15 protein-coding genes are annotated in these 17,634 nt (G+C 54.5%); 3 read left to right on the forward strand and 12 right to left on the reverse strand.

Annotation, left to right across the window (positions count from 1 at the left end; all coding sequences use genetic code 11):
* Positions 1-271 precede the first annotated feature (271 nt).
* Positions 272-1,888 carry a peptide ABC transporter substrate-binding protein gene (locus RY075_RS12640; protein WP_302378612.1) on the reverse strand — a complete coding sequence of 539 codons (1,617 nt, stop codon included), beginning with the start codon at positions 1,886-1,888 and terminating at the stop codon, positions 272-274.
* A gap of 183 nt (positions 1,889-2,071) precedes the next feature.
* Here RY075_RS12640 and mpaA point away from each other — a divergent pair, with 183 nt between their 5' ends.
* Entirely contained in the window at positions 2,072-2,785 is a 714-nt protein-coding gene (gene mpaA, locus RY075_RS12645; protein WP_022651338.1) for a murein tripeptide amidase MpaA, read from the forward strand.
* Here mpaA and ycjG read toward each other — a convergent pair.
* The gene (gene ycjG / locus RY075_RS12650) at positions 2,776-3,741 is read right to left on the reverse strand and encodes an L-Ala-D/L-Glu epimerase (protein ID WP_338627766.1); all 966 of its coding nucleotides are present in this window, start codon (positions 3,739-3,741) and stop codon (positions 2,776-2,778) included. The two genes, mpaA and ycjG, sit on opposite strands and share 10 nt — an antisense overlap.
* 106 nt (positions 3,742-3,847) lie before the next feature.
* On the opposite strand from ycjG, the gene tpx reads away from it, so the two are divergent.
* Positions 3,848-4,354, forward strand: coding sequence for a thiol peroxidase (tpx, locus tag RY075_RS12655; protein WP_003856889.1), 507 nt, complete (start codon positions 3,848-3,850; stop codon positions 4,352-4,354).
* A 34-nt stretch (positions 4,355-4,388) separates the two neighbouring features.
* Here tpx and tyrR read toward each other — a convergent pair whose 3' ends face one another.
* The 3 genes from tyrR to RY075_RS12670 form a co-directional block, all read right to left on the reverse strand.
* Positions 4,389-5,930: a transcriptional regulator TyrR gene (tyrR, locus tag RY075_RS12660; protein WP_003856887.1), complete on the reverse strand. Its 1,542-nt coding sequence runs from the start codon at positions 5,928-5,930 to the stop codon at positions 4,389-4,391.
* A 111-nt stretch (positions 5,931-6,041) separates the two neighbouring features.
* The gene (locus RY075_RS12665) at positions 6,042-7,094 is read right to left on the reverse strand and encodes a YcjF family protein (protein ID WP_022651340.1); all 1,053 of its coding nucleotides are present in this window, start codon (positions 7,092-7,094) and stop codon (positions 6,042-6,044) included.
* Positions 7,091-8,488 carry a YcjX family protein gene (locus RY075_RS12670; RefSeq protein ID WP_126542496.1) on the reverse strand — a complete coding sequence of 466 codons (1,398 nt, stop codon included), beginning with the start codon at positions 8,486-8,488 and terminating at the stop codon, positions 7,091-7,093. The genes RY075_RS12665 and RY075_RS12670 overlap by 4 nt, the downstream gene beginning before the upstream one ends.
* A gap of 155 nt (positions 8,489-8,643) precedes the next feature.
* Here RY075_RS12670 and RY075_RS12675 point away from each other — a divergent pair, with 155 nt between their 5' ends.
* The gene (locus RY075_RS12675) at positions 8,644-9,654 is read left to right on the forward strand and encodes a LacI family DNA-binding transcriptional regulator (protein WP_003856881.1); all 1,011 of its coding nucleotides are present in this window, start codon (positions 8,644-8,646) and stop codon (positions 9,652-9,654) included.
* A 33-nt stretch (positions 9,655-9,687) separates the two neighbouring features.
* Here the strand turns inward: RY075_RS12675 and RY075_RS12680 are convergent, their stop codons facing one another.
* The 7 genes from RY075_RS12680 to RY075_RS12710 all read right to left on the reverse strand — a co-directional run bounded on the left by RY075_RS12680 (position 9,688) and on the right by RY075_RS12710 (position 17,619).
* The gene (locus tag RY075_RS12680; protein WP_023314240.1) at positions 9,688-10,602 is read right to left on the reverse strand and encodes an OmpG family monomeric porin; all 915 of its coding nucleotides are present in this window, start codon (positions 10,600-10,602) and stop codon (positions 9,688-9,690) included.
* A gap of 65 nt (positions 10,603-10,667) precedes the next feature.
* On the reverse strand, positions 10,668-11,750 hold the full coding sequence (locus tag RY075_RS12685) for an ABC transporter ATP-binding protein (protein WP_003856876.1): 1,083 nt from the start codon (positions 11,748-11,750) through the stop codon (positions 10,668-10,670).
* Between the two features lie 13 nt (positions 11,751-11,763).
* The gene (gene pgmB, locus RY075_RS12690; protein WP_023324784.1) at positions 11,764-12,429 is read right to left on the reverse strand and encodes a beta-phosphoglucomutase; all 666 of its coding nucleotides are present in this window, start codon (positions 12,427-12,429) and stop codon (positions 11,764-11,766) included.
* The gene (locus RY075_RS12695) at positions 12,419-14,698 is read right to left on the reverse strand and encodes a glycoside hydrolase family 65 protein (RefSeq protein WP_338627767.1); all 2,280 of its coding nucleotides are present in this window, start codon (positions 14,696-14,698) and stop codon (positions 12,419-12,421) included. Before RY075_RS12695 ends, pgmB begins: the two co-directional genes overlap by 11 nt.
* Positions 14,692-15,750, reverse strand: coding sequence for a Gfo/Idh/MocA family oxidoreductase (locus RY075_RS12700; RefSeq protein WP_104469341.1), 1,059 nt, complete (start codon positions 15,748-15,750; stop codon positions 14,692-14,694). The genes RY075_RS12695 and RY075_RS12700 overlap by 7 nt, the downstream gene beginning before the upstream one ends.
* An 11-nt stretch (positions 15,751-15,761) precedes the next feature.
* Complete coding sequence (locus RY075_RS12705; protein ID WP_003856868.1) at positions 15,762-16,550, reverse strand: sugar phosphate isomerase/epimerase family protein; 789 nt, start codon at positions 16,548-16,550, stop codon at positions 15,762-15,764.
* Positions 16,551-16,566: 16 nt separating this feature from the next.
* On the reverse strand, positions 16,567-17,619 hold the full coding sequence (locus RY075_RS12710) for a zinc-binding alcohol dehydrogenase (protein ID WP_302378606.1): 1,053 nt from the start codon (positions 17,617-17,619) through the stop codon (positions 16,567-16,569).
* Positions 17,620-17,634 lie beyond the last annotated feature (15 nt).

Below are 17,634 nucleotides of genomic sequence, written 5' to 3' on the forward strand. Positions count from 1 at the left end.
GCCTGAATATGAAAAAATCCTGTATCGGACAAATTTAATCTTGAAAACAGTAATGACTATACTGCTACAGGAATGGCGAATAAATGACTACGCGTTTTTCGATAAACGGTAGAAAGAATCTCTCTGAAGATATTCATCATGACAATAAGTGATGGGCTGATATGAAGGGGATATTTGGTAATAATCAGGCTGTAAAACTATCAACCCTGAGAGCGGGCGCTTATGCGGTTAATGGATATTTACCATAATCACGTAGCGCCCTGACCTCTTTTTAATGCTTTTCAATATACATTGTACGGCTGTACGCAACATCCTCTGGGTTATTTATCGGATAACCTTTAACCCATGGCTTGATGAGACGTCCATTGGTGTACTGATAAATAGGGGCAATCGGTGCTTTCTCGGTGAGGATCTTCTCGGCCATGTTGTAGTCGGCATTACGCGCTTTTTCAGTGGTTTCGAGCGTCGCCTGATGAATAATCTTATCGTAAGCAGGGTCGTTGAATCGTGAGATATTCCCGCTATGGGAGGAGGTCAGCAGCGACAGGAATGTCGACGACTCGTTGTAGTCCCCTACCCATGATGCACGGATGACGTCAAAATTCCCGGTATTGCGGCTGTCGATGTAGGTTTTCCACTCCTGATTCTGCAACTTAACGTCAACACCCAGATTTTTCTTCCACATGGATGCAACGGCAATCGCGATTTTCTGGTGGTTTTCAGACGTGTTATACAGCAGCGTTAATTTTAGCGGACGCTGAGGGCCATAGCCTGCCGCCTGCAACAACGTTTTCGCCTGCGCATTCAGCTCTTGCTGCGACATCTGCTCAAATGGCGAGGTTTCCGGCGTAAAGCCCGCAGTGACATCGGGAGTAAAATGCCAGGCCGGTTTCTCACCGGTCCCCAGGACTTTTTCCGCCATAATACGTCTGTCTATAGTCATGCTGAGCGCGAGACGTACGCGGGCATCCGCGGTTGGGCCTTTTTGCGTGTTAAACGCGTAGTAATAGGTCCCAAGCTGTGGCGGTGTATATACCTGTCCCGGAATATCTTTAAGCAGCTTCTGGTACATGTTTTTCGGAAACGATTCTGTAATATCGATATCGCCCGCAAGATAGCGTTTGGTCGCTGAGGACTCCTGGTTGATCGGCACAAAGGTGACTTTTTTAAGCACCGTCCTGCCGTTATCCCAGTAATGAGAATTTGGCTCAACCACCAGTTTTTCATTCACCACGCGATCTTTCAGCACATACGCACCGTTGCCAATGAGCGCGCCAGGGCGCGTCCATTCCTTACCGCTTTCCACATTGGCCTTTTGAACAGGATAAAACGCGAAGTTAGCCGTCAGATTGCTGAACCAGGGCAGCGGTTTGTCAAGCTGCACGCGCAGCGTTTTAGCATCCACCGCCGTCACGCCGAGCGTATCCGGAGCAGCTTTGCCGTCGATAATGGCCTGGGCATTGTTAATGCCCGCCAGCGCCGCAAACCAGGCGAAAGGTGACGTTGTTTTAGGATCAACCAGACGACGCCAGCTATAGACAAAATCGTGTGCCGTCACCGGGGTACCGTCAGACCACTTAGCGTTATCCCGCAACGTGAACGTCCAGATGCGATTGTCATTGCTCTGCCAGCGCGTCGCCACGCCGGGAACTAACTCCCCTTTTTCGTTCTGATTCACCAGCCCTTCATAGAGGTCGCGGATCACCTGTATCTCAGGCAACCCCACCGCTTTTGCCGGATCGAGCGAAGCGGGCTCATCTTTGATATGTCGAACCAGCTCCTGCTTTTGCGCCAGAACCGTTCCTTCGGGAACCTCCGCGGCATATGAAAGTGAAGAAAGCCCGCACAGCCACAGCGCAGTACAAAGAAGCGAAACAGGATGCTTCATATGATCCCCTTAATGATGTCAGGTAACAGGCAGATGCGTAATTATTTGTTTCGAAACGGAGAAATGCAAATGCTTCCTCCGGAAAGTTGATGTCAGGCAATTTTCCACACACACGGAAACTATTTGATTAAGCGCGGCTTTTGCACAACACTGCCAGAAGTGACTTTATCATCAGGGTTTACTATGGCAACTACCCGACCAAGAACGGAACGCGGTGCCTTCCCGCCAGGAACTGAACATTATGGACGCTCATTTTTAGGCGCGCCGCTGATCTGGTTTCCGGCCCCCAAGGCCGATCGCAATAGCGGCTTAATCATTGCAGGCACGCATGGCGATGAAAACTCGTCTGTCGTGACGCTCTCGTGCGCGCTACGTACGCTGGCCCCCGATTTACGACGTCATCATGTGATTTTGTCCGTCAACCCGGACGGTTGTCAGCTTGGATTACGGGCGAATGCACGCGGCGTTGACCTGAACAGGAACTTCCCGGCGGCAAACTGGCGCGCCGGTGAAACGGTGTATCGCTGGAACAGTTCGGCGCAGGAGCGAGATGTGGTCCTGCTCACAGGAGACAAACCCGGTTCCGAACCGGAGACTCAGGCGCTGTGCCAGCTTATTCATAAGATCCACCCGGCCTGGGTTGTCTCTTTCCACGATCCCCTCGCCTGTATTGAAGATCCTCGTCATACGGCGCTCGGGCAGTGGCTGGCGGATGCGTTTGCTCTACCTCTGGTGAGCAGCGTTGGCTATGAAACACCCGGGTCGTTTGGCAGCTGGTGCGCAGACCTCAGCCTTCACTGTATCACCGCAGAGTTTCCGCCCATCTCCTCGGATGAAGCGAGCGAAAAATACCTGCGGGCGATGACAGATCTCCTGCGCTGGCAGCCTCAAAGATGAAGTACGCCGGAGGTAAAATTCAGCGCGGGTGAGACGTCAACCGCCAGCCAAGTTGGGCCGTCCAGATCGGCAAAGCGCACGCTGTTCACCAGCGGGAGTGCAGCGCCGATCGCTCTGGACGTACACAACATACAGCCCAGCATCAGAGCAAAGCCTTGCGCCTGCGCATCTTGTGCCAGAGCCAGAGCCTCGGTTAATCCACCTGTTTTATCCAGCTTAATGTTCACCATTTCGTAACGTCCCTTGAGGGCTGACAGGCTCTCACGGGTATGACAGCTTTCGTCTGCACAGACGGGAAGCGGATGAATAAAATTCGCCAGCGCGGCATCGTCTTCTGCCGGGAGGGGTTGCTCCAGCATGGTAACGCCCAGATCGGCAAGCAGCTGACAACGGGCTGCCAGCCCTTCGCTGTGCCATGATTCGTTCGCATCGACGATAAGAGTGGCATCAGGCACCGCCGCACGAATGGCGACCATGCGTTCGCTAATCAGACGATCGTCGAGCTTCACCTTTAATAATGTTGCACCGGTGGCATACAACGCCTGAGCGCTGGCGGCCATTTGCTCTGGTTCACCGATGACCACCGTTTGCGCGGTGACGATCGATTGCGGCAGCGTAACGTCCAGCAGCGCAGGCAGCGGTTTTTGTCGTTTCGCCGCTTCCAGACTCCAGAGTGCGCAGTCAATCGCGTTGCGTGCCGCGCCGGCCGGCAACCGAAGCTGAAGAGCCTCACGCGTCAGGCCCGCCTGCAACTCGGGCACCACCGTCATAATTTGCGCCATGACTGACGCCAGGCTTTCTCCGTAGCGAGGATAAGGGGTACATTCTCCGACGCCTTTTACGCCGTCCTCTTCACATTCAACCACGACCACGCAGGCCTCATTACGGCTGCCGCGCGAGATCACAAACGGGGTGTGCAATGGCCAGGCTTCTTCATAGACCTTAACGCTTCTCATCACTGACTCCTTGCAGGCCGGAAAGGCAGAAAATTGGTTTGCCGTGCTAACTGCGGATGACATACACTAGCCACGACGTTAACTATTTGTAAACAGGAAGATATCTATGTCACAACTCGTTCATTTCCAGGGCAACCCGGTTGCTGTTGCAGGTTCCATCCCACAGTCTGGCAGCAAAGCACAGCCTTTTACTCTGGTGGCTAAAGATCTGTCTGACGTCACGCTGAGCCAGTTTGCTGGCAAGCGTAAAGTCCTGAACATTTTCCCAAGCATCGATACTGGCGTTTGCGCTGCATCAGTGCGTAAATTCAACCAGCTGGCGACCGAAATGGACAACACCGTAGTGCTGTGCATTTCTGCTGATCTGCCGTTTGCCCAGTCCCGCTTCTGCGGCGCTGAAGGCCTGAGCAACGTCATCACCCTATCCACTCTGCGCAGCCCGGATTTCCTGGAAAAATACGGTGTTGCCATTTCCGAAGGCGCGCTGAAAGGTCTGGCTGCTCGTGCGGTGCTGGTGATCGACGAAAACGACAACGTTGTTTTCAGTGAGCTGGTGAACGAAATCACTACCGAACCGGATTACACCGCTGCACTTGAGGCGCTTAAAGCCTAAACGTAAAAAAGCCTCTGCAAAGAGGCTTTTTTATTTATTCGTCACCCTTCTTCTGATTTAACCCATACTCGCGCAACTTATTCGCAATCGCGGTATGTGACACCCCAAGACGTTTAGCCAGCTTGCGCGTGCTCGGATAGCTGCGATATAGCTGCGTTAACACCGAACGCTCGAAACGGCTGGTGATGTCATCCAGCGAGCCTTCCATTGCCTCTTCGCCTACCGAGACCGTCCCGGCATCGTAATCCGGCAACAGAATATCCTGAGGGCGCAGTTCATACCCTTCAAGCTGAGTTAATGCGCGATAGACCGCATTTTTAAGCTGACGAATATTGCCCGGCCAGCCGTAACGCGTCAGCACGGTGCCCAGGTCGGCAGAGAGCTTCGGACGCGGCACGCCCTGCTCATCGGCAAAACGGGCCACGAACAGTTCTGTCAACGGCATGATGTCCTGTGGGCAATCGCGCAGCGGCGGAATATTGAGCGTCAGAACGTTGAGACGATAGTAGAGATCTTCGCGGAATACCCCTTTCTGCACCAGCTCCACCAGATTTTTCTGGGTGGCGCAGATGACGCGCACGTCCACGTGAACTTCATGATCTTCCCCCACGCGGCGGAACGTGCCGTCATTGAGGAAACGCAGCAGTTTCGCCTGCATGCGTGGCGACATTTCGCCAATCTCGTCCAGCAGCACCGAGCCGCCATTCGCCTGTTCAAAGAAGCCTTTTTTACCTTCCGGCGCATGCCCGAACAGCTCACTTTCAACGGCATCTTCAGGAATAGAGGCGCAGTTCAGCGCCAGATACGGTTTTGCCGCACGCGGGCTGGCCATGTGCACAGCATGCGCCAGCAGATCTTTCCCCGTACCGGTATCCCCGGTAATCAGCAGCGGCGCCGTAAGATTTGCCAGCTTGCGCGCCTGGTCGATCACATGACGCATCTTCGGGCTCACCGCAATAATCTGGCTGAATGCGCCGACGTCCTGGCTGGAAAGGTTCTGTAACTGACGCCCCATTCGCACCGTGGAGCGCAGCATGATCACTGCGCCGGTCAGCACCCGCGCGGCATTTTCCCCTTTCAGGTAGACCGGCGTGATCTCCATCAGGAAATTCTGTCCGTTGATGACGACATGCTCGCTATGGGTATTTTGCGGGTTGCTGTCCAGCCAGCGCTGGAAATTAAAACCGGTGATCAGTTGCGTGGCGTGGTGCCCGATAAGTTTTTCCTGAGTCTGCGCAAACAGCTGGCAGCTGGCCTGGTTAACGCGCTCGACTTTATTTTTCAGATCGAGAGAGAGAAACGGCTCCGGCATTGCTTCCAGCAGCGCGCTCAGCGCAAGATGTTCCCGCTCGGACGGCATCCAGGGGATGGTGCGTACATCCGTAACGCCAGCGATACGGCGGATTTCCGCCATCAGGCTACTGAAGGTATTAAATTCAATTTCGGCAAAATTGAGGTAAATTCGCCCGACAGGGTCGATCTCTATGCCACGTAAATCAATGCTACGTAAAACAAGAAGATCGAGTAACTCGCGGGTCAGACCGAGACGGTCCTCACAAAAGACTTCCAGACGCATGGGAAATTCACCGTTTAAGCCAATAACAGTAAAATGATATGTCAGATCACGGTGTTCGGGAAGGTGGCTGTCAACAAATATTGACAGCCCGCACGATTAGTAAACAAAACCTCACTGAGCAGGTTTTTTATTGAGCGTCTCTTTAAGCTGGCCAATCAATTCGCGACGGAAATCCCCCAGCCGCGGCTTATCGCCATCGATCCAGGGGAGTGGACGACAAACCTCCATCGCTTTGATACCCAGGCGTGCCGTCAGCAGACCGGCACCAATCCCCTGCGCCGCCCGGGCAGAGAGACGCGCCGCAAGATCCTGCGACATCCAGTCCATCCCGACCTCCCGTACCAGTTCGCTTGCCCCGGCGAAGGCGATATTCAGCAACACCAGTTTGAACAGGCGCAGTCGGCTGTAATAGCCAAGCTCAATGCCGTACAGCCTGGCGATGCGGTTGATCAGACGCAGGTTGCGCCAGGCGATAAAGGCCATGTCCACCATTGCCAGCGGACTGACGGCGATCATCAGGGTAGATTCCGCCGCCGAACGGCTGATCTCACCACGAGCCTGCGCATCCAGTACCGGCTGAACAATGTGCGCATAGAGCGTGACCACTTCCTGGTCATTCTGGGTTTCGTGGATCGCCGCATACCAGCGCTGAAGCGCCGGGTGAGAGTGATCTATCCCGGCCTGAGCCGCAAGCTTTTCACAAAAAGCACGCCCTTTTCCTGTGCCGTGACTGTGCAGCAGATCCCGCGCTTCATCGCGTTCGTGGGCACGCTGACGCAAACGCCAGAGGCGACGCCACTCGCTGACGACTGAGCCAACGCCCGCACCAACAATCAACGCCCCGGCGGCGCATCCCCCCAGCGCCACCCAGTCCTGCGTTTGCCAGGCATTGACGCCCCACTGCACGCCCTGGCCGATTACGCTCACACCAAAAAGGGCTAACCCGGCGGTCACCATCTTACGCCACAGGCTGCGTTTCGGGCGCAGTGCCGCATCAACCACCGCTTCCGCCTGCCCCTCTTCAACCATCGGCTCGTCTGCCAGCACGGGAGCAAAGTTGTCAGCCTGCGGGCCGCTGAAGGTTTGCGCCGTTTTGAACGCCTCATGGGGCGTCTGCTCAAGCTGGCCGGTAAAATCAATGCGTGGTTTTAACGGTTCCGTCATCGCAATTTATCTCCAATTAAAAACTCCAGCGCAGCATCCAGACGGATATGCGGCAATGGCTGGTCAACGTTCATGCTCTGCGGACGGAAGGCTTCGAACTGAAAACCCTGGCTTTGCCAGAATGCCTGGCCCGGCAGACGCGCCGGAACTTCCCCCGGATAGACCGTGAGCGGCTCACCGTCGCTGAGACGGTTGCCCCGCAGGGCCGGAATTTTCTCGCCATTCAGGTCAATCAACCCACTCTGCGTAGCCTGTACGGACGCCAGCCCCAGACAGTCCATGCTGATCCCTTCGAAGGCCGCATTCTGCCAGGCATCCTGCACCAGCTGTTGCAGCAGGGATACCATGTTGGCGTGCTGATCGACCGTCACATGGTCAGCTTTTGTGGCGACAAACAGCAGCTTGTCGATGACCGGCGAGAACAAACGGCGAAACAGCGTACGCTGGCCATAATGAAAGCTTTGCATCAGCTGCGTCAGCGCCAGCCGCATATCATTGAACGCCTGCGGCCCGCTGTTGAGCGGTTGCAGGCAGTCCACCAGCACGATCTGGCGGTCAAAGCGTAAAAAGTGATTTTTATAAAAGCCCTTAACCACCTTCTCACAGTAATAATTGTATCGCTCGCGGAGCATACCGGCGTTGGTGGTCTTGTCCGCCTGCGCCAGTTTCGATTCGCCGATGCTGTCAACGTCCGGCCACGGGAAAAACTGTAGCGCGGGAGCACCGGCTAAATCACCCGGCAGAACGAAGCGGCCCGGCTGAATAAAATGCAACCCCTCCTGCTTGCACTGATGCAGGTAATCCGTCCAGGCTTCGGCTATGACGGCCAGACGGTTTTCATCCGCCGGCGCCAGCGGGTCCAGCCCTTCGCAAAGCTGGCGCCATTGGGTCGACCACTCTTCCCGCTGCCCCTGCAACAAACCGGTCATCTGTCGGGACCAGTTCAGGTAATCCTGCGCCAGCATCGGTAAATCGAGCAGCCATTCTCCCGGATAATCCACAATTTCGAGATAGAGCGTGGACGTTTCTTTGAAGTGACGCATCAGGGATTCATTCGAGCGGAAACGAAGCGCAAGACGGATTTCGCTCACGCCACGCGTCGGGGTGGGCCAGGCGGGAGGTTCCCCGTATAACTGCGCCAGACCTTCATCATAGGTGAAACGGGGGATGCCAAAATCACGTTGCGGTACGCGTTTCGCCCCCAGCAACCGCTCCTCGCGCACTGCGCTAAGCAGTGGCAGGCGCGCCCCTGCATGCAGGTTCAACAGCTGATTGACCATCGCCGTAATGAATGCTGTCTTACCGCTGCGGCTCAGCCCCGTCACGGCAAGACGCAGATGGCGATCAACGCCACGGTTCACCAGAGAATTGAATTCGTTTTTAAGTCGCTTCATCGCCGTCCTTCATTGCCTGGAACCCTGAAAAAAGTCACTTCAGAATACAGTAAATTGGGGCAGATCGTTGATTATCAATTCTTAATTATTGCTATTGCCGTTTTCTCTCCAGTAAGATGGGCGCAATTGCTGTCCGTCTGGAGTGAGTAAGGTGTATGTCACCCACCATCTATGATATTGCCCGCGTTGCTGGCGTTTCGAAATCAACCGTGTCGCGCGTTCTGAATAAACAAACGAATATTTCTCCTGAAGCGCGCGAAAAGGTGTTGAAGGCGATAGAAGAATTAAATTATCAACCGAATAAACTTGCCCGCGCACTCACCTCTTCTGGCTTCGACGCCATTATGGTTATTTCGACCCGTTCAACCAAAACCACCGCAGGGAATCCGTTTTTCTCTGATGTACTGCATGCCATAACGGCAAAAGCAGAAGAAGAAGGTTTTGATGTTATTTTACAAACGTCCAAAAGCAGCGAAGATGATCTGCAAAAATGCGTGGGTAAAATAAAGCAGAAGATGATCAAAGGGATCATCATGCTAAGCTCGCCGGCGAACGAGTCTTTTTTCGCGACGCTGGACGAATACGGTGTGCCCGTGGTCGTTATTGGTAAAGTGGAAGGCAATTACCAGAATATCTATTCTGTCGACACGGATAATTTCCACGACAGCGCCATATTAACCGACTCATTTATCAAACATGGTCGCACTAAAATTGCCTGCCTGCATGCCCCGCTCGATTATCACGTTTCTATCGATCGCCTGGCGGGCTATAAATCGAGCCTTGAGAAGCACGGTATTGCGATTAATCCGGACTGGGTTATTGATGGCGGATATACCCATGAAAGCGCGCTTCAGGCGGCCTGTCAGCTACTCTCATCAGACAACCCGCCTGATGCAGTTTTTGCGACGGACAGCATGAAATTGCTAAGTCTTTATCGTGCCGCGGATGAGCTAAATCTGACGATCCCGGAACAGGTCGCAATGGCAGGATACAGCGACCCGATGCTATCTCTCATTTTAACCCCTGCACCAGGCGGTTTTGATATCCCCACGAGAAAGCTGGGCGAAGAGAGCTGCGATTTGTTGTTCAGGTGCATTGCGGGTAAACCTGCCCCGCATAAGGTATTGGTTGAAACGCATTTTTCAGATGCGGCTTCATTACGCTAAAAACCAGGGGCAAACGCCCCTGGTGAAGTGTTATCAAAACGCGTAATTCACGCCGATACCGGCATAGTGGAAGCGGTCACTTTCCCCTTCGTCATGGTTTTCCCATTCGTAGGCATATTCCAGCGTCATGGATAAACCATTGTTAAAATCATAGGCGTACAGCATACCCAAACGGTTGAAATCATGTCCTTCACGCTCAGGATCGTCTTGCCAGTCCCAGTTTGACCAGCGATCGAGTCCCAGACGGGTATAAGGCGTTAGTGTCGTCTGACCCAATGAAATCGGCAGATAGGCGCGAATTTCCTGAGTGGAGAATTCACCGTTATTACGTGAACTGTCCATATTGAAACCCCGCTCTAAATAGTAATTAACTTTTGCAGAGACGGTTTCGTTAATTGTCCAGGTAAAACCGGTTTCCGTTTCAACACGGCTGTCAGAATAACCGGTTTTTGCCAGGTCATTCGCAAACTGGTACATGGCAAACCATCCGCCAAAACGCCAGTCATCGGTTAATTTTACATCCCAGTCCGGTTGAATTTTATAGCGCTGCATATTTGCGCTGCCCGCTTTCGCGCCATCCTCATCTTTGAAATGATAGCTGTAATTACGGAAACCACCCGTCAGTCCCAGCGTGAAATCATCGGTACCAATAATACGATAGCGTAATTCTACTTCGGGACGATCGAAATAGGTGCCGCGCGTCATGCTACTGTAATCAACCGGCCCTTCCTGATACATAGCCAGCGAAATGGTCCATGCATCCCAAGTGGCATTAAACCACACGGAGGGTTCATATAATCCATCTTTATCGTCGGCCTGACCTTCGACGTTTTCAATTTCATACATGGCGCCAATATTAAATTCCCACTGTTTGGCTGATTCAGTTGCTTGCGCGCAGCTCACCCCTGCGCACAGGACGAGCGCAGCACTTCTTAGTAGAGTACTCATTAAAATATTCCTTTATAATTAACATACAAAAAACCGGAAACTTTCATTTCCGGCGAACACCTTTCTTATCTAATAGCTGTTTCAGTATCAGCATCGAAGAAATGGCACTTATTCATATCGAACTGGATGCCGATATTATCTCCGGCAACGTAATCATCCGCCGCTCCCGCACGGACAACCAGTTCATGCCCACCCACGGTGGCATAAAGCATAAATTCAGCCCCGGTCAGCTCAGCAACGCTGATCTTCGCCGTGATGTTTTCGCCGCTTCGCTGTACGGTGAGAATATCTTCCGGACGGATCCCAAAGACAACCGCTTTACGCTGGTAACCTTGCGCATTCAGTACGGCCAGCTTGTCCTCCGGGATCTCCAGACGCAGCGTTTCCGTCACAAAATAGCGGTCGTCGATTGCGCCACGAATGAAGTTCATCGCCGGTGAGCCAATAAATCCTGCAACGAACATATTCGCCGGCTCGTTGTAGACCTGCTTCGGCGCGCCCACCTGCTGAATGATGCCGTCCTTTAAAATCACGATGCGGGTCGCCATCGTCATGGCTTCCGTCTGATCGTGCGTCACGTAAATCATGGTGGTATTAAGCTTCTGATGCAGCTTGCTGATTTCAGCGCGCATCTGCACACGAAGTTTGGCATCAAGGTTGGATAAGGGCTCATCCATCAGGAACACCCCCGCTTCGCGCACTATCGCCCTGCCTAACGCCACGCGCTGACGCTGACCGCCGGACAACGCGCCAGGTTTACGCTGGAGGTAATCGCGCAAGCCCAGGATCTGTGCCGCCCAGGTAACGCGTTCTTCAATGACGGAGGGCGCAATTTTTTGCATTTTCAGGCCAAACGCCATGTTGTCGTAGACCGTCATATGCGGATAGAGCGCATAGTTCTGGAAGACCATCGCGATATCACGGGACTTTGCGGGAACATCATTCATGCAAACCCCGTCAATAATCAGTTCACCCGCGCTGATCTCCTCGAGGCCGGCAATCATTCGCAGCGTCGTGGATTTCCCACAACCCGATGGACCGACGAAGACGATAAATTCTTTGTCTTCAATTTCGAGGTTGAAATCCTTCACCACGTGGACCTGGTTATCATAAATTTTCTGAATGTGTTTCAGAGACAGTTGAGCCATTATTAATTCCTTATCAATACGCCCGGGATGCCCAGAAAGCCGTCAGGCGTTCCCAGGTCAGTTCCTGCGTTGAATGAAGTTGTAATCCCGCATGGTTCAGGCCAGGCCCAATCCCGACCGACAGCATTCCTGCGGCGTTGATCGCATCTACCCCTGCGGCGGCATCTTCGATACCAATGGCCTCTTCAGGACGCACGTTCAGTCCTTTACAGGCCGCAAGGAAGATTTCCGGGTCCGGCTTTGAGCGGCTAATACGCGAAGCATCGGCGCAAAAATCGAAAGCCTGATGAATACCCAACGCGTGCAAAATCCCAGGAGCATTAAGCGATACGGATGCCAGGCCAATTTTGACCTTCGCGGCGCGAATATCCGCCAGCACGTCGCGAATACCCGGCAGCAGCGAATCCTGCGTCAGTGATGCCAGCGACTGGAAGTAAAGCGCGTTTTTTTTCGTCGCCAGCGCCAGGCGCTGCTCGTCACTGAACATCCCCTCTTTCCCGCCATGTTTCAGAATGCGCTGGAGGGAGTCCATACGGCTTATTCCCTTCAGCTGTTCGTTAAATACTTCATCGAAGGTGATACCAATCTCCTCCGCCACGGCGCGCCAGGCCAGAAAGTGAAGATGCGCGGTATCGGTGATCACCCCGTCCAGATCGAATACAACAGCGTTAAGCGTCATGGCGCCCCTCCGTGGTAGCGGTCCCATTAACAGGTACAAGAAAGTCCTTACGCTCACAGACCTTTCGCCCTGATACATGCAGCGTTTCACCCCACAGCGTCAACGTGACAGGTGCGGTGGTTTCAATGGTTAACTGGTCATCTTCACAGGTAATGTGCATTGTTGCGCCCCGCCACCGCAGCGGGAAGGCGAGTTTCTGCCAGTGAGCAGGCAGCTTCGGCGCAAGATGCAGCTCCCCTTCGCTAATGTGCAGGCCAGCAAATCCCTGGATGGCGCCCAACCAGATCGCACCGGTGGCGGCGGCATGAATACCGTCATCACTGCTGTGCGGGTCGTCCCCCAGGTCGATGGCAATCCCATCGCGCCAGAAGGCATACGCCCCCTCGGTGTCACCGCAACGTGCGAGCACAATGCCGTGAATGGCTTTACTCAGGGATGAATCATGGATCGTGCGTGGCTCGTAGAACGCCAGATTGGCGACACATTGCTGCGGCGTAAACCGTTCCGGCAGCAGGTAGTTAAGCATCACCACGTCGGCCTGCTTCAGGATCTGCATCTCGTTCACTTCCGCGCGAGAGTAATCAAGCAGAATGGTTTGCTTACCCGCTTTGGCTTTATAGCGGCTCAGATCGATGGCAGGTTTTGCCATGAAGGTATCATCCTGCGGGATCACACCCTCTGCGTCGGCCTCTGGCAGCCACAGGCGCGCCAGGAACTTACCGGCATTCTCCGTAAAACGCGCATCTTCACGCCCAAATTTCGCCATAAACTGACGCGCGCAGGCCACGTTGTGCCAGGCCAGATAGTTGGTGTAAGCGTTGTTGTTGACATGCTCGGTGTATTCATCCGGTCCGATCACGTCATGGATCTCAAGACGACCATTAATTTCCGTCGCGCGTCCCATCCAGAACGAAGCGGTTTCCATCAGCAGCGTCAGACCCTCATTGCGCATAAAGGCATCGTCGTGTGTTGCCTGCCAGTAAGCGACAACGGCCCAGGCAATATCAGCCACGATGTGGTGTTCAGCGAGTGCGGAGGCGACCTTCTGGCGAACCCCGGTGCGGATGTTAATGGCTGCGAATTCTGGCGTCTCTTCCTCTCCGCTGGCGGCGCTTTCCCACGGGAACAACGCGCCCGGCCAACCGTTACGGCGTGCTTTTTCACGCGCGCCAGAAAGATTCAGCCAGCGATAGCGCAGCAGGCTGCGGGCAATCTGTGGACGGGTAAACAGATGGAACGGCAACAGGAAAATTTCGGTATCCCAGAAGACGTGCCCTTTGTACCCTTCCCCCGTCAGCCCTTTCGCGGCAATGCTGCTTCTTTCGCTATGGGCTGGCGTCATTGTCGTCAGGTGCCAGACGGCATAATCCAGCGCAAGCTGATCCTGCTGTTCTGCACAAGTCACTTCCACCCGAGCGTCACGCCAGACCGCTTCCCAGGCGTACGCTGAGCTTTCAAGCAACGCATCGTAGCCTCTTGCCGCGCAGACTTTGAGATCGGCCAGCGCGTTGCGGGCGAAAGACTCCTGTGAGAGCGCTTTATCGCTGCGATGGGTCAGCCAGACGATCTTCTCAAGCGTGACGGTGTCACCTTGCGAGATAGTCAGAGAATGATGAACGCTGAGGCGACGATTTTTGGCGGTGAAACAGCTGTCGCTCTGAGCGGAGAGCTGACAAAACGCCGAAACAACAACTTCAGACGCCCGGTCCTGCGTTTCATACACACCCTGCATGTAGTGCTGGTCAAAAACCCTGACCGAGATTTCATCCAGATGCTGCCTGCCGCTGTTCGTCTGTGTCGCATCTATGCCGGTTTTCAGCACGGCCTGAGCGGCGCCATCAAGCGGTGTAATCGAGAGCTGCATTGCCACTAAGGGCAACTGGTCCAGCGAAACAAAACGACGGCTCTCGAGGCGATAGCGTTTTCCGTCCGGCGAACGCCAGACAACGTTACGATGCAGTTCGCCGTTAGCAAAGGCCAGCTCGCGTTGCCACTCAAGAATTTCGCCTGAAAGGAGCGTGAAATTGACGCCGTCCAGCTCAACTTCAACCCCGGTGACATCCGGCAGATTGATCAGCTCTGTGGTTTCGTTGCGTCCCGCGCGATGATACAGCCCCGCGAGATACATGCCTCTGGTCTGCTGGGTGTAATCTTCTTCATGCGTGGCGCGAATGCCCATGTAGCCATTGCCGCAGGCCATAATGGACGCGTACTTATTCAGGCTATGCGGGCAAAAGCCCGGATCGGTTAATACAGACTGGTTCAGCATAACGTCACGCTTTCCCCTGTTTCCGCGGCTTCATATAACGCCGCGACTAATTGCTGGATCACCAGCCCCTGCTCCGCATCGGCAATCATGACCGGCTCGCCCAATACGTGGCGAACAAACGCGTCCATACTGCGCAGATGTCGGCGATCGTCAGCTTCTTCCCGCTGGGTCAGCGTCTGTAAAACACCGGCTTCGTCGTTATAAATGTGTGCCGGGAACAGCGTTGCACCCGCCTTCTCACCGCAGAAAGAGACGTTCATGATCGACTGCTCGCGGATATTAAGCGCAAAAGAGGTGTCCAGACGCAGAATGCCACCGTTGCAGAACTCAATCGTGCCAAACAGGGCATCTTCCACGGTAAACTGCGCAGGATCCCATTCGCCAAACTGGCCGGTGTGTTTCCGGTTCCCCAGTCTCTGGAAGCTGTGCGCGGTTACCCGCTTCACGGGCGGGAAACCCAGCACGTACATCGCGGCGTCCAGCATATGAATGCCGATATCGATCAGCGGCCCGCCGCCCTGGAGCGATTTATTGGTGAAAACGCCCCACCCCGGCACACCGCAACGACGCAGCGCCTGCGCGGAGGTGAAGTAAATTTCACCGAGCGTTCCGTTCATTACCGCATCGCGCAGGTGCTGGGTATCCAGCGCAAAGCGATGGTGAAAATCGTACGCGAGGACTTTTCCGGCCTTGCGCGCCGCGAGACGCATCTCATCCGCCTGGTGCGGCGTCATCGCCGGCGGCTTTTCACACATCACATGACAACCTGCTTCGAGAGCCGCCATCACATGTTCAAAATGGAACCGGTTAGGCGAACAGACGCTCACCACATCCGGTTTTACTTCCTGCAACATCTCGTGAGCGTCCTGCCATGCCGATGGAATAGCATAACGTTCCGCGAACGCCTGTGCCTGCTCAAGGCGGCTGTCCATGACAGCCACCATTTGAACATCACTGCGCGTGGCGTAATACGAGGCATGCACTTTGTCTGCAACCTGCCCGGCGCCAATGATGGCGACGCGCAGAGGCAAAGGTGTAGAAGCACTCATCACGCTCGTCATCCTTAGCATTCACGCAAGTAAGTGAGAGAGTCCTTATAGGCCTGAGCCGGATCGTCGGCACGCACCCGGCACTCGTACACGACGTAACCCTGATAATTATCGGCACGCAGCTGATCGAACAGGCTGGCGAAATCGAGGCTGCCGCTGCCCGGCTGATAGCGGTGGTTATCAGCAATGTGCACATGACCCAGCAGGTCGCGGTTCTGATGCAGCGCTTCCGTCAGGGAGTCTTCTTCAATATTCATGTGGTAGAAATCACCGATGATCTGCACGTGCTTCAGGCCGTTCTCTTCGATATAACGACGCGCGTCGGCCAGAGTGTTGATCATATGATCCTGATAGCGGTTCAGCGGCTCCAGGTAGACGGTAGTACCGGTGCGCGCTGCCACCTCATCCAGCCAGCGCAGGGAAGCGCTGACCGCTTTGCGATCGCCGTCCAGACTACGTGGCGAAGTCATTGGCGGCAGACGGAAGGTAAACATCCCCCAGGCAGCCGGAACGATAATCCCCTTTCCGCCCACTTCTGCCAGCGCTTCCAGAATGCGTTCAATCTGCTGTAGACCGTTCAGGCGGCGTTCTTCAATGAAATCCCCGATCCAGCCATCGTATCCGCCACAGGCCGTCGTGACCGGCAGGCCGGTGGCTTTGATAGCCGCTTTTACTTCGTCGAGGTTTTCCACCAGCAGTCGGCCATCAATTTCGTAGCCATCAAATCCCATCGCTTTGATGTATTCGAATTTTTCCATGATAGCGGTCGGGAAAAAGGCCTGGTTTTGTGTTGCGATTTTCATGATTGCTGTCCTTAGCTTAAAAAGTGACGCCCATTTTGATACTGAGTTCCGGGTGCTGATCGACATACTTCATATAGCTTTCCGGGCTGGTGGTGAAGGTGACGACCGGGTCGATCAGATCTTCGCAATTGAGATAACCGTTCATCAGCAATTCCCAGCAGGTCTCTTCAATACGCTTGCGGCTCCAGCGCGGATAATCCGGGTTGGGTTCACTGCATGCGCGGGAGAAGACAATTTTGGCGTTATTGAAGTGTGCTTCGCGACCAAGGTTGAAGCCTGCCGCAAACGGCTTGGCGAAAGCCACGTAGGAGATCGTTCCACCGTAGGCGAGACCGCGCAGCGCAGATTGCAGCGCATCTGCAAATCCGCTGGTTTCGATGATCATATCGGCGCCCTGCTTGCCGGTCAGTTTCTTAATTTCCAGACCGACATCGGTACCGATTGGGTTCAGGCAGTGGTCCGCACCGTGACGGCGGGCGATCTCACAGCGATGTTCGATAGGATCGACACCAATAACCACTGACGCGCCGGCTTTTTTCGCCAGCTGAATCGCAATCTGGCCAATCGCGCCCAGCCCCACAACCACGACGAAATCCCCTACGCGGACGTTAGCATCACGCACGCCGCTCATGGCGAACTGCGCCGGATCGTAGCAAACGGCGTTTTTCCAGGATGCGCCCTGCGGCATTTTGCGCAGCTTATAGTTGTTCACCGCGTTTACGATGACCGTTTCCTGCAACGGGCCGTAGCAGCAGACGCTGTCGCCGATCTGGTATTCCGTCACGTCCGCACCACATTCGATAATGTCGCCGACGATCATGTTCCCCAGCTGGAATTTACCAAATTCGATGCCGCGCGCTGCACCTTTTTCACGCGGGGTAAACATCTGCCACTCAGCGTTGAACTCTTCATCGATGAACGGGCTTGCCGCGCGGAAATCCACGACTTCGGTGCCGTGTTTCGGGGCACCATAACGGGCACGAATCTTCACCTCATGTGCTGCAACAGGACGATCTTCGTATTCCACCAGCGCCGCTACACGAGGCGCTGTCGCAACTAATTTTTTCATGACTGACTCCTTGTT

It is taken from the genome of Enterobacter sp. JJBC (genome assembly GCF_036936505.1).
GTDB lineage: Bacteria > Pseudomonadota > Gammaproteobacteria > Enterobacterales > Enterobacteriaceae > Enterobacter > Enterobacter hormaechei_C.